We start from the raw sequence: 26,047 nt of genomic DNA, 5'->3' as shown, positions 1-26,047 counted from the left end.
CCGAACACCGGGAGACCCTCCATGCCGACCACCCGCCGCGCGGCCCTCGCCGCCGCCCTCGCCATGCCCTTCGCCGCCGCCCGGGCGGAGCAGATCGGCACCGCCGCCCGTCCGCTGCGCGTCGGCGCCACCGCCGGCCCGCACGGGCAGATCATGGAGAAGGTGCGTGAGATCGCCGCCCGCGACGGCTTCGTGATCCGGGTCGTCGAGTTCTCCGACTACATCCAGCCCAATGCCGCGCTCGCCGCCGGGGACCTGGACGCGAACTCCTACCAGCACCAGCCTTTCCTCGACCGGACGGTGCAGGATCGCGGGCTGAAGCTGGTTTCGGTGGCCAAGGGGATGGTCTTCCCGATGGCCGTCTACTCCCGCCGCCACAAGGCCCTGGCCGACGTGCCGCAGGGCGGGCGCGTGGCCATCCCGAACGACCCGACCAATGGCGGCCGCGCGCTGCTGCTGCTGGCCTCCGCCGGGCTGCTGACGCTGACGCCGGGCGTCGACTACCGCGCCACCATTGCCGACATCGTGCAGAACCCGAAGCGGCTGCGCATCGTGGAGCTGGAGGCGGCGCAGATCCCCCGTGTGCTCGACGAGGTCGACCTGGCCGCCATCAACACCAACTTCGCCATTGCCGCCAGCCTCAACCCCGTGCGCGATTCCCTGGCGCGCGAGCGCGCCGAGAGCCCCTATGCCAACGTGATCGCCGTGCGCGAGCAGGACCGCAACGCCCCCTGGCTGCCGCGTCTCCTCGCCGCCTACCAGAACGACGAGATCAAGGCCTTCGTCCGCGACACCTTCCAGGGCAGCGTCGAGCCCGCCTTCTGAGGAGTTCCCCGACCATGCAGCGTCGTTCCCTGATCCTCGCCGCGGCCGGCGGCATGCTCCTGTCCCGCGACGCCCTCGCCCAGGGCGGCGCCGCGATCGGCACCGCCGCCCGCCCGGTGCGGGTCGGCGTCACCAGCGGCGTCCACGCCCAGGTCCTGGAGCAAGTCCGCGACGTGCTGGCGCGCGACAACTTCGTGGTGAAGATCACGGAGTTCGGCGATTTCATCCAGCCGAACGCGGCGCTGGCCGCCGGCGACCTGGACGCCAACACCTACCAGCACCAGCCCTTCCTGGATGCGCAGAAGGCCCAGCGCGGCTATGACTTCGTGCCGGTGGGCAAGACCGTGCTGACGGTGATGGCGGTGTTCAGCCGCAAGCTGAAGTCGCTGGCCGACCTGCCGCAGGGCGGGCGCGTGGCCATCCCGAACGACCCGACCAATGGCGGCCGCGCGCTGCTGCTGCTGGCGCAGGGCGGCGCCATCACGCTCGCCCCCGGCGTGGATTTCCGTGCCACCGTCGCCGACATCACCCAGAACCCGAAGCGCCTGCGCTTCGTGGAGCTGGAGGCGGCGCAGATCGCCCGCTCCCTCGACGACGTGGATGCCGCGGCCATCACCGGCAACTACGCCGTGCCCGCAGGCCTCAACCCGCTGCGCGACGGGCTGGTGAAGGAGGGCGCGGAGAGCGTCTACACCTGCCTCGTCGTCGTGCCGCGCAAGGATGCCGAGGCTTCCTGGGCGAAGAAGCTCGCCTCAGGCTACGCCGCGCCGGAGATCAAGGCCTTCGTCGCGGAGAAGTTCGGCGGTGCGGTGATCGTCGGCGCCTGAGCCGGGGGGGGAGGCCCTGCCTGCCCCTCGGCATCGAGGGGTATCCCCTGGGGGTGGGGCTCCGACGCTCGTTGCGACGGCGGACTTCCCTGCCATCAGGCCTGGCGCGGACCAACCAGCCCGAAGGCCGCGCCTTGCGGGTCCAGGGCGATGAGGACGAATTCCCCGCCCGGGATGACGTTCGGACCGAAGAGGACCGTCCCGCCGCCGTCGCGGACCGCCGCTGCCGCCGTGTCGATCCCGGGCACGCCGAAATAGGTCAGGAAGCCCGGCGGGCGGCCGGGTGGCAGGGGCATGACCGCGCCGATCACCTGATCGTGGTGGGCGAGGAACTGGTACTCGCCCATCTCGCCCATCGGCATGGCACCCTTCCGCTGCCAGCCGAAGTGACGGCCGTAGAAGTCCAGCGCCGCGGCCGGGTCCGGGACGGCCAGCTCGTTCCAGCGTGCGTGCCCGGCCGCGGTCGGGTGGAAGGATTCGCTGCGGCCTTCGTAGGCGGGCTGCATCACGGAGAAGGCGGCGCCCTGCGGGTCGCGGAGCAGGGCGAAGCGGCCCACCCCGGCGATGTCGGTGGCCGGGAACAGCACCTGGCCGCCCTCGGCCGCGATGCGTCCGATCACCGCATCCGCCTCCGTCACCGAGAGGTAGAGGCGCCAGGAGGGCGGCATGGCGGCCCCCTCCGGCCGCGCCATCAGCCCGCCGATCGCCGTCCCCGCATGCTGGAAGAGCCGGTAGCCGGTGTCCGGGCCCGGCGCGGCGGCAACGGTCCAGCCGAGCAGCGCACCGTAGAAGTCTGCCGCCGCATCGGGATCGGCGGTCATCAGCTCGTACCAGATCGGGGCGCCCTGTTCCTGGGACATGGGGTGTCTCCTCAGGCGTCCAGGATCGGCAGGAAGCCGCCGAAGATCATGCGCCGCCCGTCGAAGGGCATCTCCCCCATCTCCGCGAAGCGGGGGTCGGTGCGCATGGCCGCGTTCACCGCGTCGCGGACGTCCTTCGAGGGATATTCGAACCAGCTGAAGACGACGGTTTCATCGTCCTTCGCATGCACGGCGGTGCGGAAGTCGTTCACCTTGCCCGGGGGGATGTCGTCGCCCCAGCATTCGACATGCCGCAGCACGCCGAGCTCCTTGAACACGGGCGCCGCCGCCGCCGCGTGGCGGAGATAGGCCTCCTTGTTGGCGGTGGGCACGGCAAGGACGAAACCCTCGACATAGTTCATGCGGACAATCTCCTGAGTGACGATTCGGGATTAAAGGTTGATATCAACATTACGGCGCGTCAAGACCGTCTCCATGTGGCCCACCGCCCCTGGCCCGGCCCCCGGAGCATGGTGTCGCAATTGTTGCGCCCTGCCGCACGGTCTGCCTAACCTTCTCCAAACACCCGCGCCGGCCAAGCGGCGGCACGACCCTGGGATGCACCCGGGGCGCGCGACGGGATGGAGGGACGGACCAATGACGAACGGGCAGGCGACCCGCCGGCAGGTGTTGCGCGCGGGTCTGGGCGGGGCGGCGGCAAGTGCGCTGCCCCTGGTCAACGTGCATGGCCAGGCGTCGGGCGGGAAGCTGGCGCTGGGTCTGTGGGACCACTGGGTCCCTGCCGGCAATGACGAGATGCGCCGCATCCTGGCCGAATGGGGCCAGAAGAACCGGGTCGAGCTGCAGGTCGACTTCATCACCTCCGTCGGCAACAAGAACCTGCTGACCATCGCGGCCGAGGCCCAGGCTCGGCAAGGCCACGACATCCTCTCCTTCCCGACCTGGGAGATCCACGCCCAGTCCCGGCTGCTGGAGCCGATGGACGACGTGATGGGCCGCCTGTCCGAGAAGTACGGCGCGATCAACCCGATCGTGCAGTACCTCTCCCGGGTGGAGAACACCTGGCGCGCCGTGCCCGCCATCTCCGGCAGCCAGAACAAGCCCTCGCTGGGGCGCATCGACCTGCTGAAGCAGCATGCCGGACTGGACATCCAGGCCATGTATCCCGCCCGCGCCGAGGCCTCGCCAGCGGCGGAACAGTGGAACTGGGACAACTTCCTGCGCGCGGCCGAGCCTTGCCACAAGGCGGGCGTGCCCTTCGGCCTGCCGATGGGACAGTTCACCGACGCCACGGACTGGATCGGCAGCCTGTTCCGCTCCTTCGGCGCGGAGCTGGTGAACGGCAAGGGAGAGACCACCGTCCGCAGCGACAACGTCCGCAAGGTGCTGGACTACGCGACGAAGCTCGCCGCCTTCCTGCCGCCCGACGTCTTCTCCTGGGACGACGCCTCGAACAACCGCGCGATCATCTCCGGCAAGTCGGCGCTGGTCTTCAACCCGCCCTCCGCCTGGGCGGTGGCCAAGCGCGACGCGCCGCAGAACGCGGAGCAGATGTGGACCTTTCCCGCGCCCTCCGGCCCCGCGGGGCGCTTCACCCCCTATTTGCCGTATTTCTGGGGCGTCTGGTCGTTCAGCCGCAACAAGGGCGCGGCGAAGGCGCTGGTGGAATTCCTGTCGGAGCGCGACCAGGCGAAGCGGATGGTCTCCGCCTCCAACGGCTACGACATCCCGCCCTTCACCAGCATGACCGACTTCGACACCTGGGAGAAGGAAGGCCCGCCGACCGGCGTCGTCTTCAACTACCCGGTCAAGCCGCACCACAAGGCGGAGCAGTTCATCGCCTACTACCCCGCCCCGCCGGAGATCGCGGTGCAGATGTACAACCAGGGCATCCAGGCGAAGATGATCGCCCGCGCGGTGCAGAACAAGGAACCGGCGGACCGCGTCATGGCCTGGGCCGAGCGCGAGATCGAAGGCTTCAAGCGCGGCTGACCCCGCCTCGCCGGGCCGGGGCGCGGAAGCCCCGGCCCGGCCGCACCGATTCCAGGAGACGCGGATGGCCGATACGCTGACCGCCCCCATCGCCACCGCCCCGGCCGTGCGGCCGAAGGTGGGGACGCTGCAACGCCTGGCGCGCCGCAAGTCCACCACGGCCTTCCTGATGACCCTGCCGCTGATCCTGCTGATCAGCGGGCTGGTGATCTATCCGTTCTTCTACGCCGTGTACCTGGCGATGCAGAACAAGCGCATGACGCGCTTCGTCGGGCTGGACAACTTCGCCTTCCTGCTGACGCGCGAGACCTTCTGGGCCGTCTTCTGGCAGAGCGTGCTCTTCGCCGTCTCCGCCGTGCTGGCCAAGGCGCTGATCGGCTTCATCCTGGCGCATGTCCTGCACGCCCTGCCGGCGAAGGGCCAGCGCAAGTGGCGCGGCATGCTGCTGGTGCCCTGGGTGATCCCGCCCGCCATCTCCACCCTGGCGTGGTGGTGGCTGTTCGACCCCTCCTACTCCGCCTTCAACTGGGCGCTGATGGGGATCGGGGTGGACCCCGTGCCCTGGCTGGGACAGGCGGGCTGGGCGCGCTTCTCCGTCATCCTGGTCAACGTCTGTTACGGCGCGCCCTTCTTCATGATCATGTACCTCGCCGCCCTGAAGTCGGTACCGGACCAGCTCTACGAGGCGGCGGCGATCGACGGGGCGGGGTTCTGGCAGAAGCTGCGCTTCGTCACCCTGCCGATGATGCGCAACATCATCAGCATCACCGTGCTGTTCAGCCTGATCGTCACCTTCGCCAACTTCGACATCGTCCGCATCCTGACCAATGGCGGGCCGCAGGACACGACGCACGTCTTCGCCACCTATGCCTTCCAGGTCGGCATCCAGTCGGGCGACATCCCGCTCGGCGCCTCGGTCAGCCTGTTCATGTTCCCGCTGCTGGCCGTCTTCGCGATCCTCACCCTGCGCGGGGTGAACAAGCGGTCCAAGGAGATGGCATGAGCGCCACCACCGCCGGTCCCGCGGCGGCGCCCGCGGAGCGCCGCTCCGGCAGCCTCTCGGCCGAACGGCGCTGGGCGCTGATCGGCGCCTATGCGGCGCTCGCCGTCTTCGTGCTGTTCTTCCTGATCCCGCCCTTCCACATGCTGGTCACCAGCCTGAAGGGCAGCGCGGAGATCGCGGACCTGAGCAGCAACCCCTGGATGGTCTGGCATCCGACGCTCTCCAACTACTGGGAGCTGCTGACCCAGGGCTCCTACCTGACGCATTTCAGGAATTCGGTGATCGTCACCACCTGCACCGTGCTGATCACCATGGTCATCAGCACCCTGGCCGCCTTCGCCCTGGCCCGGATGCAGTTCTGGGGCAGCGGGGCGCTCGCCACCGGGGTCTTCCTGACCTACCTGGTGCCCGAGACCCTGCTGTTCATCCCGCTGTTCCAGATCATCGGCAGCCTCGGCCTGTACAACAACATGTGGGCCATGGTGCTGATCTTCCCGACGCTGACCGTGCCCTTCTGCACCTGGATCATGATCGGCTACTTCGCCTCCATCCCCAAGGAGCTGGACGAGGCAGCGGTGATCGACGGGGCCAGCCACCTGCAGATGCTGTGGAAGATCTTCATCCCCGTGGCCCTGCCCGGCATCCTGGCGGCGATGATCTTCGCCTTCACCGTCTCCTGGGCGGCCTTCATCTATCCGATCGCCTTCCTGGTCTCCTCCGACCAGATGGTCCTGACCGTCGGCATCGTCAGCGAGCTGATCCGGGCCGACACCTTCCAGTGGGGCAAGATCATGGCCGGGGCCCTGATGGCCGCCTTGCCCCCGCTGCTCGTCTACGCTTTCCTGATGGACTACTACATCGCCGGCCTGACCGCCGGCGCAACGAAGGGCTGAGAAGGGACGTCGTATGGCTCAGGTATCGCTGCGCAAGGTGGTCAAGGCCTATGAGGGCGGGGTCCAGGCGGTGAAGGGCATCGACCTGGAGATCGCCGACCACGAGTTCGTCGTCCTCGTCGGTCCCTCCGGCTGCGGCAAGTCCACCACCCTGCGGATGATCGCGGGGCTGGAGGAGATCTCGGACGGGGAGATCTCCATCGGCGGGCGGGTGGTGAACGACGTCCCCCCGCGCGACCGCGACATCGCCATGGTGTTCCAGAACTACGCGCTCTATCCGCACATGACGGTGCGCGACAACATGGCCTTCGGGCTGATGCTGCGGAAGTTCGCCAAGGACGAGATCAACCGCCGGGTCGACAACGCCGCCCGCATCCTGGACATCGAGCCGCTGCTGGCGCGCAAGCCCAAGGCCCTCTCCGGCGGCCAGCGCCAGCGCGTCGCCATGGGCCGGGCCATCGTGCGCGACCCCAAGGTGTTCCTGTTCGACGAGCCGCTGTCCAACCTCGACGCCAAGCTGCGCGTGCAGATGCGCACCGAGATCAAGAAGGTCCACCAGACCGTCCGCACCACCACCATCTACGTCACCCACGACCAGGTGGAGGCGATGACGCTCGCCGACCGGGTGGTGGTGATGAACCACGGGGTGATCGAGCAGGTCGGCCCGCCGCAGGAGCTGTACCACAACCCCGCCACCCGCTTCGTGGCCGGCTTCATCGGCAGCCCGGCGATGAACTTCATCCCCGCCCGGCTGGAGAACGGCGCCGCCGCCCTGCGCGTCCACCTGCCCGGCGACATCGTGCTGAACGTGCCGGAGAGCCGCACCGGCCGCTACAGCGCCTGGGCCGGCAAGGAGGTGCTGTTCGGCATCCGCCCCGAGCACCTGACGGAGGCGAAGAACCTGGAGCGCCCCGGCGTCGCCCCGCTCTCCGCCACGCCGGAGGTCACCGAACCGATGGGCATGGAGACGCTGGTGCACTTCCGCATGGCCGATGCCGAGGTCTGCGCGCGCGTCGAGCCCACCGCCCCCGCCGCCCCCGGCGTGCCGCTGTCCATGGCCGCCGACATGAACAACATGCACCTGCTCGACCCCGCCTCCGGCCGGGTCCTGTGACGGAACTCGCCGGGAAGACGGCCTGGGTCACCGGGGCGGGGACGGGGATCGGGCGGGCGGTCGCGCTCGCCCTGTCCGGTGCCGGGATGCGCGTGGCGCTGACCGGCCGGCGGGAGGCGCCGCTGCGCGAGACGGCGGCGCTGTTGCCGGGCGAATCGCTGGTCGTGCCGGCCGACCTGACGGACGCTGCCGCCGTGGCGGCCGCCGCCGACCAGGTGGCCGGGGCGCTCGGCGGGCCGGACCTGCTGGTGAACAATGCCGGGCTGAACCTGCCGCGCCGCTACCTGCACCAGCTCGACCCCGCCGGGATCGAGGCGATGATCCAGGCCAACCTGACCGCGCCCTTCCTCACCACCGTCGCCGTGCTGCCCGCCATGCGCGAACGCGGCGGCGGGCTGATCGTGCAGATCGCCTCGATGGCCGGGAAGCTGATCTCCTTCCTTTCCGGTCCCGGCTACACCGCCGCCAAGACCGGGCTCGTCGCCTTCTCCGCCCAGGTCAATGCGGAGCAGGGCATCCACGGCATCCGCTCCACCTGCGTCTGCCCCGGCGAGGTGGCCACGCCCATCCTCGACCTGCGCCCGGTGCCGCCCACGGCCGAGGAGCGGGCGCGGATGCTGCAACCCGAGGACCTGGCGGAGATCGTGCTCTTCGCTGCCCGGATGCCGCCGCGCGTCTGCCTCAACGAGATCCTGGCGACGCCGACCTGGAACCGCGCGAACATCGCCCAGGCCCAGGCCATCGCCCAACTCGCCTGAAGGACTTTCCCCGATGGGTTCGACCGACACCCTGATCGAGGCGCCCCGCCTCGAGGCCCTGGTGCGCGACATCTTCGTCGCCGCCGGCTGCGACGCCGCCGAGGCGCATCGCATCGCCGAGCACCTGCTGGGCGCCAACCTCGCCGGCCACGACAGCCATGGCGTCGCCCGCGTGCCGCGCTACGTCGAATGGCTCCAGGCGGGCTACGTCCATGCCGGGCGGAATGCCGAGATCGTCACCGACGGCGGCGGCTTCCTGCTGTTCGACGGCCAGTTCGGCTTCGGCCAGACCGTGGCGCCACAGGCCGTGGCGGCGGGCATCGAGCGGGCGAAGGCCCAGGGCGCTGCCATCGTGGCGCTGCGCAACGCCGGCCATGTCGGCCGCATCGGCGCCTATTCGGAGCAGGCGATCGCCGCCGGGCTGCTCTCCGTCCACTTCGTCAACGTCGCCGGCTCCACCCTGGTCGCGCCCTTCGGTGGCGTGGAGCGGCGGCTGTCCACCGCGCCCTTCTCCGTCGGCGTGCCGCTGGACGGGCGGCCGGTGGTGCTGGACTTCGCCACCTCCCTGGTCGCCGAGGGCAAGGTGCTGGTCGCCTCCAACGGCGGCAAGGCGCTGCCGGAGGGCGCGCTGATCGAACCGGACGGCACCCTCTCCAGCGACCCGCACACGCTCTACGGCGACTATGCCCCGGTCGGCCCGCGCGACGCGGCGGGCGGGCTGGGCGCCATCCGCGCCTTCGGCGAGCACAAGGGTTCCGGCCTCGCCCTCGCCTGCGAACTGCTGGCCGGCGCCTTCACCGGCGGCGGCTGCGCCGGGCCGGTGGACACGCGCGGGCGGATCGCGAACGGCATGCTCTCCATCTACCTCTCGCCGCAGCATTTCGGCACGGAGGCGGAGTTCCAGCGCGTGGGGCGCGAGTACGTGGACTGGTTCGCCTCCGCCCGCCCCGCCACCCCCGGCCAGCCCGTCCTGCTGCCGGGCGAGCCTGAGGCCCGGACCCGCGCCGAGCGGCTGGCGAAGGGCGTGCCACTGCCGCCAGGGACCTGGGGCTCCATCCAGGACACCGCCCGGGCGCTGGGACTCGATCCCTTGGCCTGATCGCGGGGCGCGCCCTGGGGGGAAAGGCTCCGCCTTGTCCCCCCAACCTCCCTATCCGGCAGGAGCAGAGCCCCTGCACCCCCCTTCACGGCAGCGGGGTCGCGCCGGAGGTCCATGACCTCCGGCGACGGCGTGTGTGGCCCGGCATTCTTCCGTGGAGCCCCGCCGGTCCGCGAATTCTCCGGGGACAGCCCGCAGGCTGACGGCTCAGCGGGTGCCAGACTCAAGCCCGGGGTCCGGGGCCCGGCTTCGGGCCCCGGCAGGGGGAGGGAGGGGGAGGGGACGGCGTCCCCTCTTGGAGGCATCCACCTGGAGACGACAAGGGCCCCGAACTACCCGGTCCGGGGCCCCGTATATCCAGAGGGAGACCCTCCCCCGGCATGGGCCGCCTCAACTCTGGGCGTCGGGCGACAGCGCCATGCAGGCGCCGCGGGCGCGCAGCTTCTCGCAGGCCCCCTGGGCCCCTTCGCGCGACAGGCCGATCACCCGGGCGCGGTAGAGGGTGGAGCGTCCCTGGGACACTGCCTGGACCGCGACACGGTTGGCGCCGGGGATGCTGCCCTTGGCCTGGTTGGCGGCGGCGCGCGCCAAGTTCTCGCTGGCGAAGGCGCCGACCTGCACCGCCCAGTTGCCGCCGGTCGCGGCTACGGCCGGGGCGGGGCTACCGCGCATCCCGCTCGGCAGGGTGCTCGCCTGGGCGGCGGGGATCAGCGCCATGTTCCGGAACGGGCCGGAGGCCGGCGCCGGGAAGTTGGGCGCCGGGGCCGGGGTGCGCGCGGCGGCGAACTGGGTACGGGGCGGCGGGGCCGGCGCCGTGGCGAAGGCCGGCGGGGTGGGCAGGGACCGCGGGGTCGGCTGCTCTGCGAAGCGGGGCGCAGGACGCGGGGCTGGCTCCTCCGCCACGGCGGGGGCGGGGCCGGTGGAGCCGTCCGGGATCGGCGCCATGGCGACCACGTTGGGACCCAGGCTGGCCGCGGCTGCGCTCGCCACGGGTGCCGGGCCGGTGGAGCCGTCGGGGATCGGGTCCATCGCGATCACGTTGCGGCCCAGCGTGGGCGCGGCGACCGCGGCGGCGGAGGTGCCATCCGGGATCGGTTCCATGGCGACGACATTGGGACCCAGCCCGGCGACCCCCAGGCTGGCGACCTGCACCCGGCGGGTGGACCCGTCCGGGATGGGTTCCATGCGGACCACCGGGCCAGCGGGCAGGCTGGCCATCTGTACCGCCGGCTGGTCGGCCTGGCGGCGCTGCTCCCGCTGCTCGCGCAGGGCCAGCATGGTGGCGCTGTCCATGCGGCGCGGACCGGCGGGGATGTTCAGCGGGATCTCGGCCGCGGCGTAGACCTCCGGCGGGGCGCGCCGGTTCGGGTGGGCGTCGATGATGCGCGGCCCGATGCGGGCGACGTAGTTGCGCGTCTCCGCCGGCATGCCGCGATTGGCCCAGAGGTAGTCCTCCAGCCGGCGCGGGCCCGCATTGTAGGCGGCGAGGAAGCCGGGGCTGCCGTAGAGGTCGTACATCTGCCGGATGTAGGCGGTGCCGGCCATGATGCTGTCGTAGGGGTGGTAGGGATCGTCCCCCAGCCCGTGCTTGTAGCGCAGTTCGGCATAGGTGCCGGGCATCACCTGCATCAGCCCCATGGCGCCGACCGGGCTGGTGGCCGTGGCACGGCCCGCGCTCTCCTGGCGCATCACCTCGCGGATCCAGCGCTCCGGCACGTCGAAGCGGCGGGAGGCCTCGCGGACATAGGGACCCCAGGGATCGCCGGCCGGGCCGGGCGGGTCGTAGGAGGCGGGGCGGTGCATCGAGGCGGATGCGCGCGTCGTGGGCCCCGAGGTGGTCGGCTGGCTGCCGCAGGCCGCGACCAGGGTCAGCAGCGACAGGGTCGCCACCCCTCGCCAGCGAGCGAGCAGATTGCACCGATCGGCACCGGCAGGAGCCATCCCCTATCCCCCCTTCGGAGAAGCCCGTCCGCGATTCGCGGCCCCCTCGCGACGCCCCCACGCCGTTCGGAAGGCCGCAGCGCGGCCGGGACAGGCGGTTGCCTGTGGCCGGAAGGGCTACTGGAACCCCGGGGGGCAGGCAAGCTGGAGATGCTTCTTCACACGCCGGGGGGTGGCGACCGTGTCCTCAAGGCGCCAAATGACCCCTGTATCCTCGTGACGTGCGTTGTTCCGGCAACACCGTCCCCCAGGGAGCCTTCCGATGCCTGCCTTCGTCCCGACCTTCCGCGCCCTGCTGGCGCCCCTGCTGCTGGCAGGGGGCCTTGCCGCCTGCGCGCCGCAGCAGAGCGGCGCGACCTACAGCGCGGCCTCGCTCGGGCGTCCGGCCGCGGTCAGCTACGGCACCATCGTCGGCTCCCGGCCGGTGACGGTACAGGGCGGCTATGGCGGACCGGGCGTCGGCACGGCGGCGGGCGCGGTGGCCGGCGGCGTCGCCGGCTCCTTCATCGGCGGCGACTGGCGCTCCAACCTCATCGCCGGACTCGGCGGCGCGATCATCGGCGGGCTGGCCGGCAACGCGATCGAGCGGGGCGCCACCACCGGCCAGGCCATCGAGTTCGTCATCCGCCAGGATGGCGGCGGCGACGTCGCCGTGGTGCAGACCAACGAGGAGGGGCTGCAGGCCGGCGACCGGGTGATGATCAGCTACGGCCCCGACCGCGCCCGGATCAGCCGGGCCGCCGGCGGACCACCCGCCGCCCCGGCCTATGCCCCCGCCGCCTATCCGCCCGCGGCCGCCACGCCCCTCGGCGCCGCCCCGGCCGGGACCGGCTACGCCCTGAAGCAATAGCAGCCGGCACGGGCGCCACGCTCTGTTGTGGGGGCAGGCGGCATCGTATAGGCAGCGCCGCATGACCGCTCTCCTGGCGCCCGTCCACAGTATCGACGCGAGCGACCCCAAGCACCTCTCCCGGGCCCTCGAGGATCTGGGCGAGGGGCTGGCATCCTGGCGGCTGGCCTGGGCCCTGGCCCGGCTGGACCTGCGCAACCGCTACCGCGGCTCGGTCATCGGCCCCTTCTGGATGACGCTGTCCACCGCGGTGATGCTGGTGGGGCTGGGCTTCCTCTACGCCCGGCTCTTCGGGATGACGCTGCAGGGCTACCTGCCGCACCTGGCGGTCAGCCTGATCACCTGGAACGTCATCAGCGCCGTGGTCACCGACGCCTGCACCTCGCTGACCAGCGCCGAGGGGGTGATCCGCCAGCTGCGGCTGCCCTATACCGTGCACGCGCTGCGCTGCGTCTTCCGCAATCTGCTGACGGCGGCGCACAGCCTGCCGCTGATCCTCCTAGTCTTCCTGGCGCTGGACCAGTGGCCGGGCGCGGAGGCGGTGCTGGCCATTCCCGGCCTGCTCCTGCTCGCCATCAACGCCCTGTCCGTTTCCCTCTTCCTCGGCATGCTCTGCGCCCGCTTCCGCGACATCGGGCCGATCGTCGGCAGCGTGATGCAGCTCGCCTTCTTCATGACGCCGGTGATCTGGAAGCCGGAACTGGCGGGCGACTGGCAGCCCTGGCTGGTGCTGAACCCCTTCTACGCCCTGCTCGAGACGGTGCGCGGGCCCCTGGTGGAAGGCGGTGGGCCGCCCGTGGCCTGGCTCGCCGCCTTCCTCTACACGGCCCTGGCCGCCGCCGGCGCCTTCGCCTTCTTCGTCCGCTTCCGCGGCCGGGTCGCGTTCTGGGTCTGAGTGGATGGCGCTGATCAAATCCAGCGGGCTGACCATCGAGTTCCCGCTCTACCATGTCGGGGCCCGCAGCCTGAAGAAGCGCCTCCTGGCGAAGGCGGCGAAGCGGGTCCGCACCGACGCCTCCAACCGCGTGGTGGTCAGCGCCCTGCGCGGGCTCGACTTCGCCATCGGGAATGGCGAGCGGGTGGCCCTGATCGGCCACAACGGCGCCGGCAAGACCACCCTGCTGCGCACCATCGCCGGCATCTACGAGCCGGTGGGCGGCAGCCTGCGGGTGGAGGGCGCGATCGGCTCCCTGATCGATCCGGGCGCCGGGATGGACCCCGATTCGACGGGGCGCGAGAACATCCGCCTGCGCGGCCTCTACCGCGGCCTGAGTGCCGAGGAGCTGGAGCGGCTGGAGGAGGACGCGGCCGAGTTCTCCCAGCTCGACGAGTTCCTCGACGTGCCGGTGCGCGGCTATTCCGCCGGCATGCAGCTCCGCCTCGCCTTCGCCATGGCGACCGCGATGGAGCCGCAGATCCTGCTGATGGACGAGTGGTTCATGGCGGGCGACGGCCAGTTCATGGAGCGGGCGGAAGCCCGCCTCACCAGCCTGGTGCAGGGCGCGGAGATCCTGGTGATCGCCACCCATGACATGAGCATCGTGCGCCGCTGGTGCACCAGGGCGATCCGGCTGGAGGGCGGGCGGATCATCGCCGACGGTCCGGTCGACGAGGTCCTGGGCATCGGGGCCGCGGCGTGACCGCCGCCCCCGGACCCCGCCGCCCATGACCGTCTGGGTCGATGTCGAGGACCTGTTCGACTACCTGCTGATCGGCAAGCGGCCATCCGGCATCCAGCGCTTCGCCTTCGAGATGTGCCGTGCCCTCTCCGCCGAGCCGGGCGTCCGCTTCTGCCGCCACCAGCCCCTCGCGGGCGGCTTGCAGCAGGTGGCCTGGAGTGACGTGGAACAGCTCTACGAGCGGCTGGGCGCCGGCCAGGCGGAAGCCGCGCCCGCCGGGAGAAGCGGCTTCGACGTGCTGGCGGCGCATGCGGCCCGCCCCCCGGAAGGCCCGGGCGAGCGGGGGCTGATCAAGCGCTCGCTGGGCCGGCTGCCCGGCACCGTCCGCTTCCCGCTGATGCGGACGGTCCTGTCCCAGGCCGCCGCGGCGAAGCACGGGGTGGAGAGCGCGCGCGCGATCGCGGGCCTCGTCGCAGGCTTCGCGCACGACCGCCTGCGCCCCGCCGCCCGCCGGACACAGGGCGAGGCCATCGCGCCGGCGCCGGGCGACGTCCTGCTGGTCCCCGGCGCGCCCTGGTCGCGGCCGGAATACGGGCAGATGCTAGCAGGGCTGAAGCAGCGTCACGGGTTGCGCGTCGCCCTGGTGGTCTACGACCTGATCGCCATCCTGCATCCCGAGTGGTTCGACCCCGGGCTGGTGCGGGTCTTCGGCAGCTGGTTGCGCGCCACCCTGCCGCATTGCGACTGGGCCCTGGCCATCTCCCGCGCCACCGCGGCCGACCTGACCGAATGGCTGGCGCGCGAGGGCCTCGCCGCCGCGACGCGCGTGGAGACGATCCCCGTCGGCACCGGCTTCGGCGCCATCCCGCCGCTGCCGCCCGCCGTGGCGCCGCCGCCGGCCGATCCGGGCTACGTCCTGTTCGTCTCCACCCTGGAGGCGCGCAAGAACCATACCCTGGCATTCCGTGCCTGGCGTCGCCTGATGCGCGAGATGCCGGAGGCGCAGGTGCCGCGCCTGGTCTTCGCCGGGCAGGTCGGCTGGCTGGTCGCCGACCTGATGCAGCAGATCGAGAACTCCGCCCATCTTGGCGGCAAGCTGGTCCTGGTCCGCGGCGGCAGCGACGCGGAGCTGCGCCTGCTCTACCGCGACTGCCGCTTCACCCTCTTCCCGTCCTTCTACGAGGGCTGGGGCCTGCCCGTGACGGAAAGCCTGAGCTTCGGCCGCGCCTGCATCGCCTCGGACCGCGCCTCGGTTCCGGAGGCCGGCGGCCCCTTCTGCCTCTATCTCGACCCGGACAACGTGACCGGCGCCACCGCCCTCATCCGCCGCGCCATCGAGCAGCCGCAGGAGATCGCCGCGCTGGAACGGCGGATCCGCGAGGAGTTCCGTCCCACCCCCTGGTCGGCGGCCGCCCGGGCGATCCTCGATCTCACGGCCCACCCCGGCGAGCGGTAAGCGTCGCTCCGGGCCCTCGGGGGAGGCGGAGCCTTCCCTCCAGGCGACGGCGGCCGGGGATCAGCCCCTGGCCACGCGGTCGCGCCAATCCTGCAGCAGGTCGCCCAGGGTCGTCTCCCAGGGGATATGCGGGGCCCAGCCCAGCGCCGCATGCGCGGCCGTGGCGTCGCCGGCGGTCCGCTCCACGTCGGTCGGGCGCAGGCGGGAGGCCTCCTCCTCGATGCGGACCTCGATGCCGGCCAGGGCGATCAGCGTGTCCAGGATGTCGCCGATGCGGCGCGGCGTGCCGGAGGCGATGTTGAAGACGCAGCCGGCCGGCAGGTCGGGCCGGGCCAGAGCGGCGGCATAGGCGGCGCAGACGTCGCGCACGTCCAGGAAGTCCCGCCAGCGGTCCAACGCGCCGGTGCGCAGCACGGGCTCCTGCTTCCCGGCCTCGATCAGCGCCACCTGCTTCGCGAAGGCGGCGAGGGCGAAGCGGTCGGTCTGCCCGCCGCCGGCCTGGTTGAAGGGGCGCAGCCGTACCGCGTTCAGTCCGCGCAGGCTCATCTCGCCGATCGCCAGGTCGGCCGCGGCCTTGGAGGCGGCGTAGGGGTTGGCAGGGCGGAAGGGCGCGTCCTCGGTCAGCGGCACGCCGCTCTGGAAGGCCAGGCCATAGACTTCGGCCGAGGAGACGTGGACCAGCCGCGTCTCCGGCAGGGCGCGGCGGATCGCCTCGCCCAGCGCCATGGTGCCGCCCAGGTTCACCCGCCAGGTCCCTGCGGGGTCGGCGAAGGATTCGGGCACGGAAGACTGCGCCGCGAGGTGCAGTACGGCATCCGGCGCCAAGCGCCGCAGCACAGCCTCCAGCCCCGGGTCGAGCAGGTCGAGCGGCACCGTCTCCTCCGCCCCGGCGACCGTGCCCTGGCGCGAGGCGGCCAGCAGCCGGGCGGCGGGGAAGGCGGCCCGAAGCACCGGCATCAGATGCCGGCCGACAAAGCCGCCTGCCCCGGTGACGAGGATGCGCTGCGGCAGCGGGCGGCCCGGCACGCCGGCCATCGCCGTCAGCGCTGCATCCGGGAGCGGTGCCGGAACAGGTCCGCCTCCACCATTTCCTGGATCATGGCTTCCAGCGAGGTCTCCGCCTCCCAGCCCAGCACGCGCTTCGCCTTGGACGGGTCGCCGAGCAGCACGTCCACCTCGGCCGGGCGCAGGAAGGCCGGGTCGACCTTGACGAACTCCTCGTAGTCCAGCCCGACATGGGCGAAGGCGATCCGGCACATGTCGCGCACGGTCGTGGTGCGGCCGGTCGCCACGACGTAGTCGTCCGGCTTCTCCTGCCGCAGCATCAGGGCCATCGCCTTGACGTAGTCGCGGGCGTGGCCCCAGTCGCGCTTGGCGTCGAGGTTGCCCATCTTCAGTTCGCCCGCGAGGCCGAGCTTGATGCGGGCGGCGCCGTCCGTGACCTTGCGGGTGACGAACTCGATGCCGCGCAGCGGGCTCTCGTGGTTGAACAGGATGCCCGAGGAAGCGTGCAGGCCGAAGCTCTCGCGGTAGTTCACCGTCATCCAGTGGGCGTAGAGCTTGGCCACCGCATAGGGGCTGCGCGGATAGAAGGGCGTCGACTCGCTCTGCACCGGCTCCTGGATCAGCCCGTACATCTCGCTCGACGAGGCCTGGTAGAAGCGGGCCTCCGGGGCGACGAGGCGCATCGCCTCCAGCACGTTGTTGGCGCCCAGCGCGGTGACCTGCCCTGTCAGCAGCGGCTGGCCCCAGGAGGACTTCACGAAGGACTGGGCCCCGAGATTGTAGACCTCATCCGGCTTCACCTCCTGCAGGATGCGCAGCAGGGAGGAGAGGTCGAGCAGGTTGCCGTCCATCATCCGGACCTGCCCGGCGATGCCCAGCCAGCGCAGCCGCTCGTCCACCACGTCCGCCGAGGCGGAGCGTCTCACCAGGCCATAGACCTCGTAGCCCTGCTCGAGCAGGTGCTGGGAGAGATAGGCGCCGTCCTGGCCCGTGACCCCGGTGATGAACGCTCTGGGCATGGTCCTCGTCTCGGTAAGCTTGAGTCGCGTTTAGAACGGATGGCCGGAAGGTGAAATCACCCGATGGGGTGAATCCGCCCCGGCGCCCCGGCGGGGGGCCAGGCAACGCCTCCCCCCCCGGGTGGGCCCCCAGGCGCGCGGCGCCAGGATCGGCCGGACCCCTCGGCCCCCGTGTCACCCTTCGGGCGGGACGGCCAGCGCGGCGCGGTAGTCGGGCGGGGCGAAGCGGACCGGGGCCGGCCGTTGCAGCGACGGGTCCCCGGCGATCCGCCGCAGCGCCTGGGCTGCGGCTGCGGTGTCCGGATCGGCCCAACGCGTGCCCGGCATGTCATAGGTGCCCTGGGGGTCGCGGGCCGGCACCAGTGTCCAGGGCACGGCAAAGCAGCCGGGCCCGGTCATGAAGTCGGTGTTGCCGGACCAGCCTGTGGCCACGACCGGGCGGCCGATCGCCATCGCCTCGGCCATGGCGAAGCCGTAGCCCTCCGACCGGTGCAGGGAGAGCAGCGCGTCGCATTCCCGCATCAATGCCCAGAGGTCGCGGCGCGGCAGGTCCGCATCCAGCACGCGCACGTTGGAGTGCCCTGCCGCCGCCCGCGCCACCGGCTCCCAGCTGCCCTTCGCCTCCGCCGTGCCATGGGTCTTGAGCACGAGGAGGCGGGAGGGGTCGTCGCCGAAGGCGCGGGCATGCGCCGCGATCGCGCCCAGCGGGTTCTTCCGGGCCAAGGAGGAGGTGGCGTCGAACAGCGTCAGGGTGACGAAGGCATCCGGCGGCAGACCGAAATCGGCGCGCGTCCTGGCGGAGGGATCGGGGGCCGGCACGGTGTAGGGGACGATCTGCGGCTCCGGGAAGCCGCCACGGCGGAAGGCGTCGGCGCAGAATCGGCTGGGCGCCCAGATGCGGTGACAGGCGTTGTAGCCGCGGTCCCAGTCGCGCGGCAGGGTGGGCAGTTCCCAGGCCCAGTTGGCGACCAGCCGCTTGCCCGCGACCGCCTGCCGCCCCAGCGCCCTGAGAGCCCAGGGCAGCATCGGCCCGTTGACATGCAGCACGATCGTCCCCGGCCCGGGCGGGATTGCCGGCGGCGGGCCTGGCGGCCCCTGGCGCAGCGGGCCGGTCAGGTCGGCCGGCAACGGATCGAGCCCCTGGGCCCGCATCCCTTCCAACATGCGCCTGGCCCCGGCGCCGAGGCCGGAGCTGGCGCCGAGGTAGCCGGCCACCACGACAGGCCCCTGCCCGTCGGGCTCCGGCCGGGTGGGGCGGGGCGCCAGGGCGGCCATGGTGCCGAACAGCGCCTCGCGGCGCAGGCCACGCGGCAGCGCCTCCCAGGCCCGGCGGAGCAGGCTCATGCCCGCCCCCCGCCAAGGCCCAGCCCACGCAGGCCGTCCACCAGCGCCGCGGCCTGGGCGTCCCAGTCGGCCAGGACCGCCCCGGTGCCCCGCGCCTCGGCGGCGCTTCTCTCCCTCTGCGCCGGTTCCATCATCCGCTCCATGGCCTCGGCCAGGGCGGCCGGTGTCGCGGCCGCCGCGAGCAGCCCGCCCCGGCCCTCGCCGATCTGCTCCGCCAGCCCGCCCACGGGCGTTGCCACCGCCGGTACCCCGAGCGCCAGGGCCAGGGGCAGGACGCCGGACTGGCTAGCCTCGCGATAGGGCAGCACCACCGCCCAGGCCCCGGCCAGCAGGGCGGCCATCTCCCCATCCGGCACCCAGCGCTGCTCCAGCGTCACGCCGGGCAGGCCGGCCAGGCCAGGGGCGCAGGCTTCGGCATCTCCCTCGCCCACGATCCGCAGCCGCGCCTCGGGCCGGCGCTGCCGCAGCAGGGTGAAGGCATCGCGCAGCAGGTCCAGGCCTTTGTAGGCACGCAGCCGGCCGAAGAAGACGAAAGCCTGCCCGGCCGGCGCCGCATCGGGCGGGCGCGGCGCGGCCCCGCCGCCGGGCAGGTGCGCGCCCAGCGGCATCCGCAGGAGAGGCAGCCCGGGTCGCAGCCGTGCCACCCTCTCCTCCACCGCACGGGAGAAGGTGAGGGCGGCGCGGGCGGCGCCCAGCTCCGTGCGCAGCCGCCAGTCCCAGAACAGCGCGGGGTCACCGGGATGCGGCGCGGCGTCGTGGATCGCCGGCACGAAGGCAAGCCCGGCCCGGGGCAGGGCGGGCGCGACCAGGGGCGTCCAGACATGGCTCATGGCGGACAGCACGACCTCCGCACGCATCCGTGCCGCCTGGCGCAGCAGCCGGCGGCGCAGGGCGGGTGCGCGCAGCAGTCCCAGCGCCGCCCCGGGCAGGCCCGCGAAGGTCGGGACCGCATCCAGCCCGGTGCCGATGGCGCGGAATGCCGCCAGTTGTTCCACCCGGTCGGCCAGGGACAGCTCCAGCGTCACGTCGGAACGGGCTGCCAGGGCGCGCGCCAGGCAGAGAGCGTACTGCGCGCCCCCGCCGCGACGCCCCCAATACCACAGCAGGATGCGCATCCCGGGCGCCTAACACCTGCCGCCCGGGCTGCCTAGCGTCGTGCGGATCGTGTCTCGGCGGGATGGTGCTTCGCCCGGGCGCGACTAACCTCCTAGCGCCTTGATCGCCAGTGTAAGGGAAATGAAAATGAGAAATACAATCCATGGTTGATAATCGTATCATCCCACCCGCCGAGCGGAGCGCCATCTGGAGAGCTTCTGCCGAGGAGGCGACGCTGCCGCTGACAGCCGTGCCGCAGGCCGGGTTGGAGGAGTTCCTCGCGGGCCTGCCCGCGGCGGCGGCGGCCTTCCTGCGCTCCAGCGGCTTCACGGCGAAGGCCGGGCAGGTGTCCCTGCTGCCGGGTGCGGAGGGGCTGGCCGGCGCGGTGCTGGGCCTGGGCGGAGGGAGTGAGGCCGCGGGCCTGCCCTGGACCTATGGAGACCTGCCGCGGCAACTGCCGCAGGGCTCCGCCTGGCGCCTGACCGGCGCCTATGACCCGGCGGCCGCGGCCCTCGGCTGGGACCTGGGCAGCTACGCCTTCGACGCCTATCGCAAGCCCGCGCGGGCGCCGGCCCGGCTGGCCCTGCCGGATGGGGGCGAGGAGGCGGCCGGCACCGCGCTGGTCATCCACTGGGTGCGGGACCTGATCAACACCCCGGCGGCCGATCTCGGCCCGTCCGAGCTGCTGGATGCCGCCGCCGCGCTGGCGGAAAGCGAGGGTGCCTCCTTCGAGCGGATCGGGGGCGAGGCGCTGCGCGCGGGCTTTCCCGCACTGCAGGCCGTGGGCGCCGGCAGCGATCGCGAGCCGGGCGTCGGGATGCTGCGCTGGGAGGGGAAGGCGGACGGGCCACTGGTCGTCCTCTGCGGCAAGGGCGTCTGCTTCGACACCGGCGGCCTTGATCTCAAGCCCGCCGCCGGGATGTTGCGCATGAAGAAGGACATGGCCGGGGCCGCGGTGGTGCTGGGCCTCTCGGCGCTGATCATCCGCTCGCGCCTGCCGGTCCGCCTGCTGACCCTGGTCGGGGCGGTGGAGAACAGTGTCTCGGCCGCCGCCTTCCGCCCCATGGACGTGCTGCGGACCCGGGCGGGGTTGCGAGTGGAGGTGGGCAACACGGACGCGGAAGGCCGCCTTGTCCTCTGCGACCTGCTTGCCTTTGCCGCGGAGCAGAACCCCGCGCTGGTCATGGACTGTGCCACCCTGACCGGCGCGGCGCGCGTGGCGCTGGGTCCCGACATGCCAGCGCTGTTCTGCAACGACGAGGCCTTGGCCAGCGGATTGCAGGCTGCCGGTGAGCGTGTCCACGACCCGCTCTGGCGTCTCCCGTTGCATTCAGGTTACGATTCGTGGTTGGACAGTTCCGTAGCAGACATCAACAACGTCGCCGGAAAGCCGATGGCCGGTGCCGTTGTTGCGGCCTTGTTCTTGCGCCGCTTCGTTCCCTCAACCATTCCTTGGGCTCATATTGATCTCTATGGATGGAACGATTCACATCGAGCGGGACGTCCCGAGGGAGGAGAGGCGCAGGCTCTTCGCGCCATGTATGCGGCTCTGACAGAGCTGCTACCCACACTGGTGCTCCATGGAAAAGAAACGAAGTCAGATTGAACACGTTCTTCCCGTGACGAAACGAGTCTGAGCGGGCAATCTGGAACCAAGGTCCGCGCGCGTCGTACGGGCCTGGCCTTGGGGGGAAGTCCTGGAACGACGCGGTCAAAATGAAATTTAAGAAAGGACAACAAGCGGCATGACACTTCAGAAGATGAGCTCGGATGAGCTGGTCGAGATTCTCCGCGACACCATCGTCGCGATGGTGCGGCGGGATGGGCCAGACCTGTCCGCGCGCCAGCTCGGCGTCTTCCTGACCACCTATCTGGCCGATGGCCCGCACACCGTTCGCGGCCTCGCCGCCTCGCTGAACGTCTCGAAGCCTGCCATCACCCGCGCCCTGGACCGCCTGGGCGAGCTGGACCTGACCCGTCGCAAGACGGACCCGCAGGACCGCCGCAGCGTGCTGGTGCAGCGGACCATGAAGGGCTCCACCCTGTTGCGCGACCTCTCCGCGATCATGGGCGAGGCAGCCCAGGCGGCCGGCGGACCCGCCCTGGCGGAACCCGCGAACTACGAGACCCCGGCCAAGGCGGCCGTCTGACCGGACCACCCCTGACCCTGGCCTCCGGGCCTCGGGACCGGCAGGATACGCGGCGGCGATCGCCGCCCGTGCCTGCCGGTGGGCCGGATAGCCAGGCCCGCTGTCCCGCTCTGTATCAGGCCACCCCGGACGTTTCGTGCATGTCCAGCGCGGCTGCCATCAGCCGGCGCGTATAGGCCTCCCGCGGTGCGGCGAGGATCTGGCGGGTCTCCCCCGTCTCCACCACCCTCCCCCCCTGCATCACCATGATCCGGTGCGCCATGGCGCGCACGACCCGCAGGTCGTGGCTGATGAACAGATAGGCCAGCCCATGCTTGGCCTGGAGCGTCCGCAGCAGATCCACGATCTGCGCCTGCACGGAGACGTCGAGCGCGCTGGTCGGCTCGTCCAGCACCACCAGCTTCGGGTTCAGCACCAGGGCGCGCGAGATCGAGATGCGCTGCCGCTGCCCGCCGGAGAATTCGTGCGGATAGCGCTCGGCCATCGAGGGATCGAGCCCGACCTCCTCCAGCACCCCGGCCACCCGGGCTTCACGCTCCGCCCGGGACAGGCCGGGCTCGTGCACCGCAAGACCTTCGCCCACGATCTCCTGGACGGTCATGCGCGGCGACAGGCTGCCGAAGGGGTCCTGGAAGACGATCTGCATGGAGCGCCGCAACGGGCGCAGCGCCGACCGGCTCAGCCCGTCGATGCGCTTCCCCTCCAGCGACACCTCGCCCCGGCTGCCCTCCAACTGGAGCAGCGCCAGTCCCAGCGTGGTCTTGCCGCTGCCGCTCTCCCCCACCACGCCGACCGTCTCGCCCCGGTGGATGTCGAGGGAGACGCCGTCCACCGCCTTCACCTCCGCCACCACCCGGCGCATCACTCCCCGGCGGACGGGGAAGCTGACCCGGATGTCGCGCGCCGTCAGCACCGTGGGCGCCCCTTCCGGCGGGAGCGGCGCCACGCCACGCGGCTGGGCGGCGAGCAGCATCCGCGTATAGGGGTGCTGCGGGTCGGCCAGCACCTCGGCCACCGGCCCCTGTTCCACCGCCTGGCCGTCGCGCATCACCACCACCCGGTTGGCATGGGCGCGCACGATCGACAGGTCGTGGGTGATGAGCAGCATCCCCATCCGCCCGCCCCGCTTCAGCCCGTCCAGCAGGTCGAGGATCTGCGCCTGGATGGTCACGTCGAGCGCCGTGGTCGGCTCGTCCGCGATCAGCAGCTTCGGGTCGTTGGCCAGCGCGATGGCGATCATCACCCGCTGCCGCTGCCCACCCGAGAGCTGGTGCGGATAGGCATCCAGCCGGTCGGCCAGGATGGAGAGCCCCGCCCGTTCCAGCAGCCGCGTCACCTCGGCCTTCAGCGCCGCGCCGCGGACGGGGCGGTGCAGGGTGATCGCCTCGGACACCTGGCGCCCGATGCTGTGCAGCGGGTTCAGCGAGGTCATCGGCTCCTGGAACACCATCCCCGCCACGCCGCCGCGCAGCCGGCGCAACGCTGGCTCCGGGGCGGAGAGCACCTCCACCCCGTCCAGCACGATCCGGCCGGCGGGATTGCTGCCCCCTACCGTCAGCAGCCGCAGGCAGGAGAGGGCGGTGACGCTCTTGCCCGAGCCGCTCTCGCCCACCAGGGCGACGGTCTCGCCCGGATCGACAGTAAAGGAGACGTCGCGCACCACCTCCCGCCCGCGGAAGGCGACGCGCAGCCCCTCCACCTCCAGCACGGGTGCCATCAGCCGCGTCCTCCCGGAAGCTTGCGCGGGTCGAAGGCGTCGCGCACCGCCTCGCCGATGAAGATCAGCAGGGTCAGCGTGCCCCCGAGCACGAGGAAGGCCGTCATCCCCAGCCAGGGGGCCTGGAGGTTGTTTTTGGCCTGCGCCACCAGCTCCCCCAGCGAGGGCGAGCCGGGCGGCAGGCCGAAGCCCAGGAAGTCCAGGCTGGCCAGCACGGTGACGCTGCCCGAGAGGATGAAGGGCAGCAGCGTCAGTGTCGCGACCATGGCGTTGGGCAGGATGTGGCGCAGCATCAGCCGGGAATCCGCCACCCCCAGCGCCTTGGCGGCGCGCACGTAGTCGAGGTTGCGGCCGCGCAGGAACTCCGCCCGCACCACGCCCGTCAGGCTCATCCAGGAGAAGAGCAGCAGGAACACCAGCAGGGTCCAGAAGCCCGGCTCGATCACGCTGGCCAGGATGATGAGCAGGAAGAGCTGCGGCATCCCCGACCAGACCTCGATGAAGCGTTGCAGCCCCAGATCGACCCAGCCGCCGTAGTACCCCTGCACCGCCCCCGCCGCGATGCCGATCACCGAGGAGACCAGCGTCAGCGCCAGCCCGAACAGCACGGAGATGCGGAAGCCCCAGATCACCCGCGCCAGCACGTCCCGCGCCTGGTCGTCCGTCCCCAGCGGGTTCCGCGCGCTGGGCGCCGAAGGGGCCGGCACGCCCAGGTCGCGCACCACCGTGTCGAAGCGATAGGGCACCGCCGGCCAGACGGCCCAGCCGCGCTTCTCCACCTCGGCCAGCAGCACCGGGTCGCGCCAGTCGGCGGTGGTGGGGAAGCCGTCGGAGAGGATGTCGCTCTCGGCATAGTCGGTCAGCACGGGGAAGAACCACTGCCCCTCCACCCGCGCCACGATCGGCCGGTCGTTCGCCAGCACCTCGGCGAAGAGGGTGACTACGAACAGCAGCCCGAACAGCCAGAGCGAGACATAGCCCCGCCGGTTCGCCCGGAAATTCGCCCAGCGTCGCCGGTTGAGCGGGCTCATGCGCGGCGTCGTCCCTGGCCCACCCCCGGGGGGAGGCGCCGCCTCCCCCTCTCGACCCCCTCCGCCGGGGCCACAGCCGGGCCCCGGACCCCGGCGGGAGTCTGGTGCCGGGTGGGTGCCGTCAGCCTTCGGTCGAATCCGTTTGGAGCGCGGACGGGCAGGGCGCCAGCCGAATCGGGAAAGGCGTCAGCGCAGACGGACACCTTTCCCGCCGGAGGTCCAAGACCTCCGGCGCCGCGACCCCGTATCAGGCTGTCCCCGGCAGACTCCCCGGGTCCAGGGCACGCAGTGTCCTGGCGGATAGGGGGGGCCGGGGGGAAAGGCGGAGCCTTCCCCCCCGGGGACCGGCCACTGGAGCGATCCCGCCTCACCGTCGCGCCTCGAAGTCGATGCGGGGGTCCACCAGGGTGTAGGCGAAGTCGCCGACGATCTGCATGACGAGGCCGAGCAGGGTGAAGATGTAGAGGGTGGCGAACATCACCGGGTAGTCGCGGCGGATGGCCGATTCGAAGCCCAGCAGCCCGAGGCCGTCGAGCGAGAAGACGATCTCCACCAGCAGGGCCCCCGTGAACAGGATGCCGATGAAGGCCGAGGGGAAGCCCGCGATGATGAGCAGCATCGCGTTGCGGAAGACGTGGCCGTAGAGCACGCGGTGCTCGCCCGCGCCCTTGGCGCGGGCCGTGAGGACGTACTGCTTGCCGATCTCGTCCATGAAGGAGTTCTTGGTCAGCATCACCAGCCCGGCGAAGCCGCCCACCACCAGGGCCAGGGTGGGCAGCACCATGTGCCAGGCATAGTCCAGCGCCCGTTCCCAGAAGGGCCACAGTTCCGAGCCGGAGGAGGTGAGGCCGCGCAGCGGGAACCACTGCACGAAGGAGCCGCCGGCGAAGATCACCACCAGCAGGATGGCGAAGAGGAAGCCGGGGATGGCGTAGCCGACCAGCACCACGCCCGAGGTCCAGGCGTCGAAGGCGGTGCCGTCCCGCACCGCCTTGCGGATGCCGAGCGGGATGGAGATCAGGTAGATGATCAGCGTGGACCACAGGCCGAGGCTGATGGAGACGGGCATCCGCTCCACGATCAGGTCGATCACCGGGCGGCCGCGGAACAGGCTCTGCCCGAAGTCGAAGCGCAGGTAGCCGCTCAGCATCTCGAAGAAGCGGACATGCGCCGGCTTGTCGAAGCCGAAGGTGCGCTCGATGTCGCGCACGATGGCCGGGTCCAGCCCGCGCGCGCCGCGATAGGTACCGACGGCGCCGCCCTCGCCGCCGCTCCCGCCCTGGGATTGTGGTGCCTGAGCCGCACCCTGGCCCTCTCCGGTCAGGCGGCCGAGCGTGCTGCCGCCCTGGCCGCGCAGCTCGGCGATCATCTGTTCCACCGGGCCGCCGGGGGCGAACTGGATGACGACGAAGTTGATCAGGATGATGCCGAACAGCGTCGGCACCACCAGCAGCAACCGGCGGAGGAGGTAGGCGGCCACGGGCGCGC

General features: G+C 71.7%; 24 protein-coding genes. 14 read left to right on the top strand and 10 right to left on the bottom strand.

All coding sequences use genetic code 11. The features are described from left to right. Nucleotides 1-21: 21 nt before the first annotated feature. Together LPC08_RS20435 and LPC08_RS20430 are read left to right on the top strand one after the other, a co-directional pair. Complete coding sequence (locus LPC08_RS20435) at nt 22-825, top strand: MetQ/NlpA family ABC transporter substrate-binding protein (protein ID WP_230450074.1); 804 nt, start codon at nt 22-24, stop codon at nt 823-825. Nucleotides 826-839: 14 nt separating this feature from the next. Next, a complete protein-coding gene (locus LPC08_RS20430; protein ID WP_230450073.1) occupies nt 840-1,652 on the top strand; it encodes a MetQ/NlpA family ABC transporter substrate-binding protein in 813 nt (270 codons plus the stop codon). Between the two features lie 95 nt (nt 1,653-1,747). On the opposite strand, the gene LPC08_RS20425 is transcribed toward LPC08_RS20430, so the two are convergent. Continuing rightward, nucleotides 1,748-2,512 carry a VOC family protein gene (locus LPC08_RS20425; RefSeq protein ID WP_230450072.1) on the bottom strand — a complete coding sequence of 255 codons (765 nt, stop codon included), beginning with the start codon at nt 2,510-2,512 and terminating at the stop codon, nt 1,748-1,750. An 11-nt stretch (nt 2,513-2,523) separates the two neighbouring features. Then, nucleotides 2,524-2,874 (bottom strand): DUF1428 domain-containing protein, encoded by a 351-nt coding sequence (locus LPC08_RS20420; RefSeq protein ID WP_230450071.1) that lies wholly within the window; start codon nt 2,872-2,874, stop codon nt 2,524-2,526. 235 nt (nt 2,875-3,109) lie between these two features. Here LPC08_RS20420 and LPC08_RS20415 point away from each other — a divergent pair, with 235 nt between their 5' ends. From LPC08_RS20415 to LPC08_RS20390, 6 genes are all read left to right on the top strand, one after another. Then, a complete protein-coding gene (locus LPC08_RS20415; protein WP_230450070.1) occupies nt 3,110-4,465 on the top strand; it encodes an ABC transporter substrate-binding protein in 1,356 nt (451 codons plus the stop codon). A 64-nt stretch (nt 4,466-4,529) separates the two neighbouring features. Then, on the top strand, nt 4,530-5,468 hold the full coding sequence (locus LPC08_RS20410; RefSeq protein WP_230450069.1) for a carbohydrate ABC transporter permease: 939 nt from the start codon (nt 4,530-4,532) through the stop codon (nt 5,466-5,468). Then, a complete protein-coding gene (locus LPC08_RS20405) occupies nt 5,465-6,361 on the top strand; it encodes a carbohydrate ABC transporter permease (protein WP_230450068.1) in 897 nt (298 codons plus the stop codon). Before LPC08_RS20410 ends, LPC08_RS20405 begins: the two co-directional genes overlap by 4 nt. 13 nt (nt 6,362-6,374) lie before the next feature. Continuing rightward, nucleotides 6,375-7,475, top strand: a complete 1,101-nt coding sequence (locus LPC08_RS20400; protein WP_230450067.1) for an ABC transporter ATP-binding protein — start codon at nt 6,375-6,377, stop codon at nt 7,473-7,475. Beyond that, entirely contained in the window at nt 7,472-8,233 is a 762-nt protein-coding gene (locus LPC08_RS20395; RefSeq protein ID WP_230450066.1) for an SDR family oxidoreductase, read from the top strand. Before LPC08_RS20400 ends, LPC08_RS20395 begins: the two co-directional genes overlap by 4 nt. Before the next feature lie 13 nt (nt 8,234-8,246). Then, nucleotides 8,247-9,332, top strand: coding sequence for a malate/lactate/ureidoglycolate dehydrogenase (locus LPC08_RS20390; protein ID WP_230450065.1), 1,086 nt, complete (start codon nt 8,247-8,249; stop codon nt 9,330-9,332). Between the two features lie 390 nt (nt 9,333-9,722). On the opposite strand, the gene LPC08_RS20385 is transcribed toward LPC08_RS20390, so the two are convergent. After that, entirely contained in the window at nt 9,723-11,273 is a 1,551-nt protein-coding gene (locus tag LPC08_RS20385; protein WP_230450064.1) for a lytic transglycosylase domain-containing protein, read from the bottom strand. A gap of 262 nt (nt 11,274-11,535) precedes the next feature. On the opposite strand from LPC08_RS20385, the gene LPC08_RS20380 reads away from it, so the two are divergent. The 4 genes from LPC08_RS20380 to LPC08_RS20365 all read left to right on the top strand — a co-directional run bounded on the left by LPC08_RS20380 (nt 11,536) and on the right by LPC08_RS20365 (nt 15,198). Then, a complete protein-coding gene (locus LPC08_RS20380; protein WP_230450063.1) occupies nt 11,536-12,123 on the top strand; it encodes a glycine zipper 2TM domain-containing protein in 588 nt (195 codons plus the stop codon). 61 nt (nt 12,124-12,184) lie between these two features. Beyond that, nucleotides 12,185-13,018: an ABC transporter permease gene (locus LPC08_RS20375; RefSeq protein WP_230450062.1), complete on the top strand. Its 834-nt coding sequence runs from the start codon at nt 12,185-12,187 to the stop codon at nt 13,016-13,018. A 4-nt stretch (nt 13,019-13,022) separates the two neighbouring features. Then, entirely contained in the window at nt 13,023-13,763 is a 741-nt protein-coding gene (locus LPC08_RS20370; RefSeq protein WP_230450061.1) for an ABC transporter ATP-binding protein, read from the top strand. Nucleotides 13,764-13,788: 25 nt separating this feature from the next. Then, a complete protein-coding gene (locus tag LPC08_RS20365; protein ID WP_230450060.1) occupies nt 13,789-15,198 on the top strand; it encodes a glycosyltransferase family 4 protein in 1,410 nt (469 codons plus the stop codon). Between the two features lie 60 nt (nt 15,199-15,258). Here the strand turns inward: LPC08_RS20365 and LPC08_RS20360 are convergent, their stop codons facing one another. The 4 genes from LPC08_RS20360 to LPC08_RS20345 form a co-directional block, all read right to left on the bottom strand. After that, the gene (locus tag LPC08_RS20360) at nt 15,259-16,233 is read right to left on the bottom strand and encodes a GDP-mannose 4,6-dehydratase (RefSeq protein ID WP_230450059.1); all 975 of its coding nucleotides are present in this window, start codon (nt 16,231-16,233) and stop codon (nt 15,259-15,261) included. A gap of 5 nt (nt 16,234-16,238) precedes the next feature. Continuing rightward, nucleotides 16,239-17,222, bottom strand: coding sequence for a GDP-mannose 4,6-dehydratase (locus LPC08_RS20355; protein ID WP_230450058.1), 984 nt, complete (start codon nt 17,220-17,222; stop codon nt 16,239-16,241). A gap of 174 nt (nt 17,223-17,396) precedes the next feature. Next, nucleotides 17,397-18,566 carry a glycosyltransferase family 4 protein gene (locus LPC08_RS20350; RefSeq protein WP_230450057.1) on the bottom strand — a complete coding sequence of 390 codons (1,170 nt, stop codon included), beginning with the start codon at nt 18,564-18,566 and terminating at the stop codon, nt 17,397-17,399. Further along, the gene (locus LPC08_RS20345) at nt 18,563-19,681 is read right to left on the bottom strand and encodes a glycosyltransferase (protein ID WP_230450056.1); all 1,119 of its coding nucleotides are present in this window, start codon (nt 19,679-19,681) and stop codon (nt 18,563-18,565) included. The genes LPC08_RS20350 and LPC08_RS20345 overlap by 4 nt, the downstream gene beginning before the upstream one ends. 143 nt (nt 19,682-19,824) lie before the next feature. Between LPC08_RS20345 and LPC08_RS20340 the strand changes: the two genes are divergently transcribed. Both LPC08_RS20340 and LPC08_RS20335 read left to right on the top strand, forming a co-directional pair. Beyond that, nucleotides 19,825-21,267, top strand: coding sequence for a leucyl aminopeptidase family protein (locus LPC08_RS20340; protein WP_230450055.1), 1,443 nt, complete (start codon nt 19,825-19,827; stop codon nt 21,265-21,267). A 139-nt stretch (nt 21,268-21,406) separates the two neighbouring features. After that, nucleotides 21,407-21,811: a MarR family transcriptional regulator gene (locus tag LPC08_RS20335; RefSeq protein WP_230450054.1), complete on the top strand. Its 405-nt coding sequence runs from the start codon at nt 21,407-21,409 to the stop codon at nt 21,809-21,811. Nucleotides 21,812-21,926: 115 nt separating this feature from the next. Here the strand turns inward: LPC08_RS20335 and LPC08_RS20330 are convergent, their stop codons facing one another. The 3 genes from LPC08_RS20330 to LPC08_RS20320 form a co-directional block, all read right to left on the bottom strand. Beyond that, nucleotides 21,927-23,528, bottom strand: coding sequence for an ABC transporter ATP-binding protein (locus LPC08_RS20330; protein ID WP_230450053.1), 1,602 nt, complete (start codon nt 23,526-23,528; stop codon nt 21,927-21,929). Beyond that, complete coding sequence (locus tag LPC08_RS20325; RefSeq protein WP_230450052.1) at nt 23,528-24,559, bottom strand: ABC transporter permease; 1,032 nt, start codon at nt 24,557-24,559, stop codon at nt 23,528-23,530. The genes LPC08_RS20330 and LPC08_RS20325 overlap by 1 nt, the downstream gene beginning before the upstream one ends. Before the next feature lie 367 nt (nt 24,560-24,926). After that, nucleotides 24,927-26,039 (bottom strand): microcin C ABC transporter permease YejB, encoded by a 1,113-nt coding sequence (locus LPC08_RS20320; protein WP_230450051.1) that lies wholly within the window; start codon nt 26,037-26,039, stop codon nt 24,927-24,929. Between the last annotated feature and the right edge of the window lie 8 nt (nt 26,040-26,047).

Source organism: Roseomonas sp. OT10, assembly GCF_020991085.1.
Lineage (GTDB): Bacteria > Pseudomonadota > Alphaproteobacteria > Acetobacterales > Acetobacteraceae > Roseomonas > Roseomonas cutis.
The sequence above is the reverse complement of the archived record's forward strand: the minus strand, read 5'-3'. Positions and strand labels throughout refer to the sequence as shown.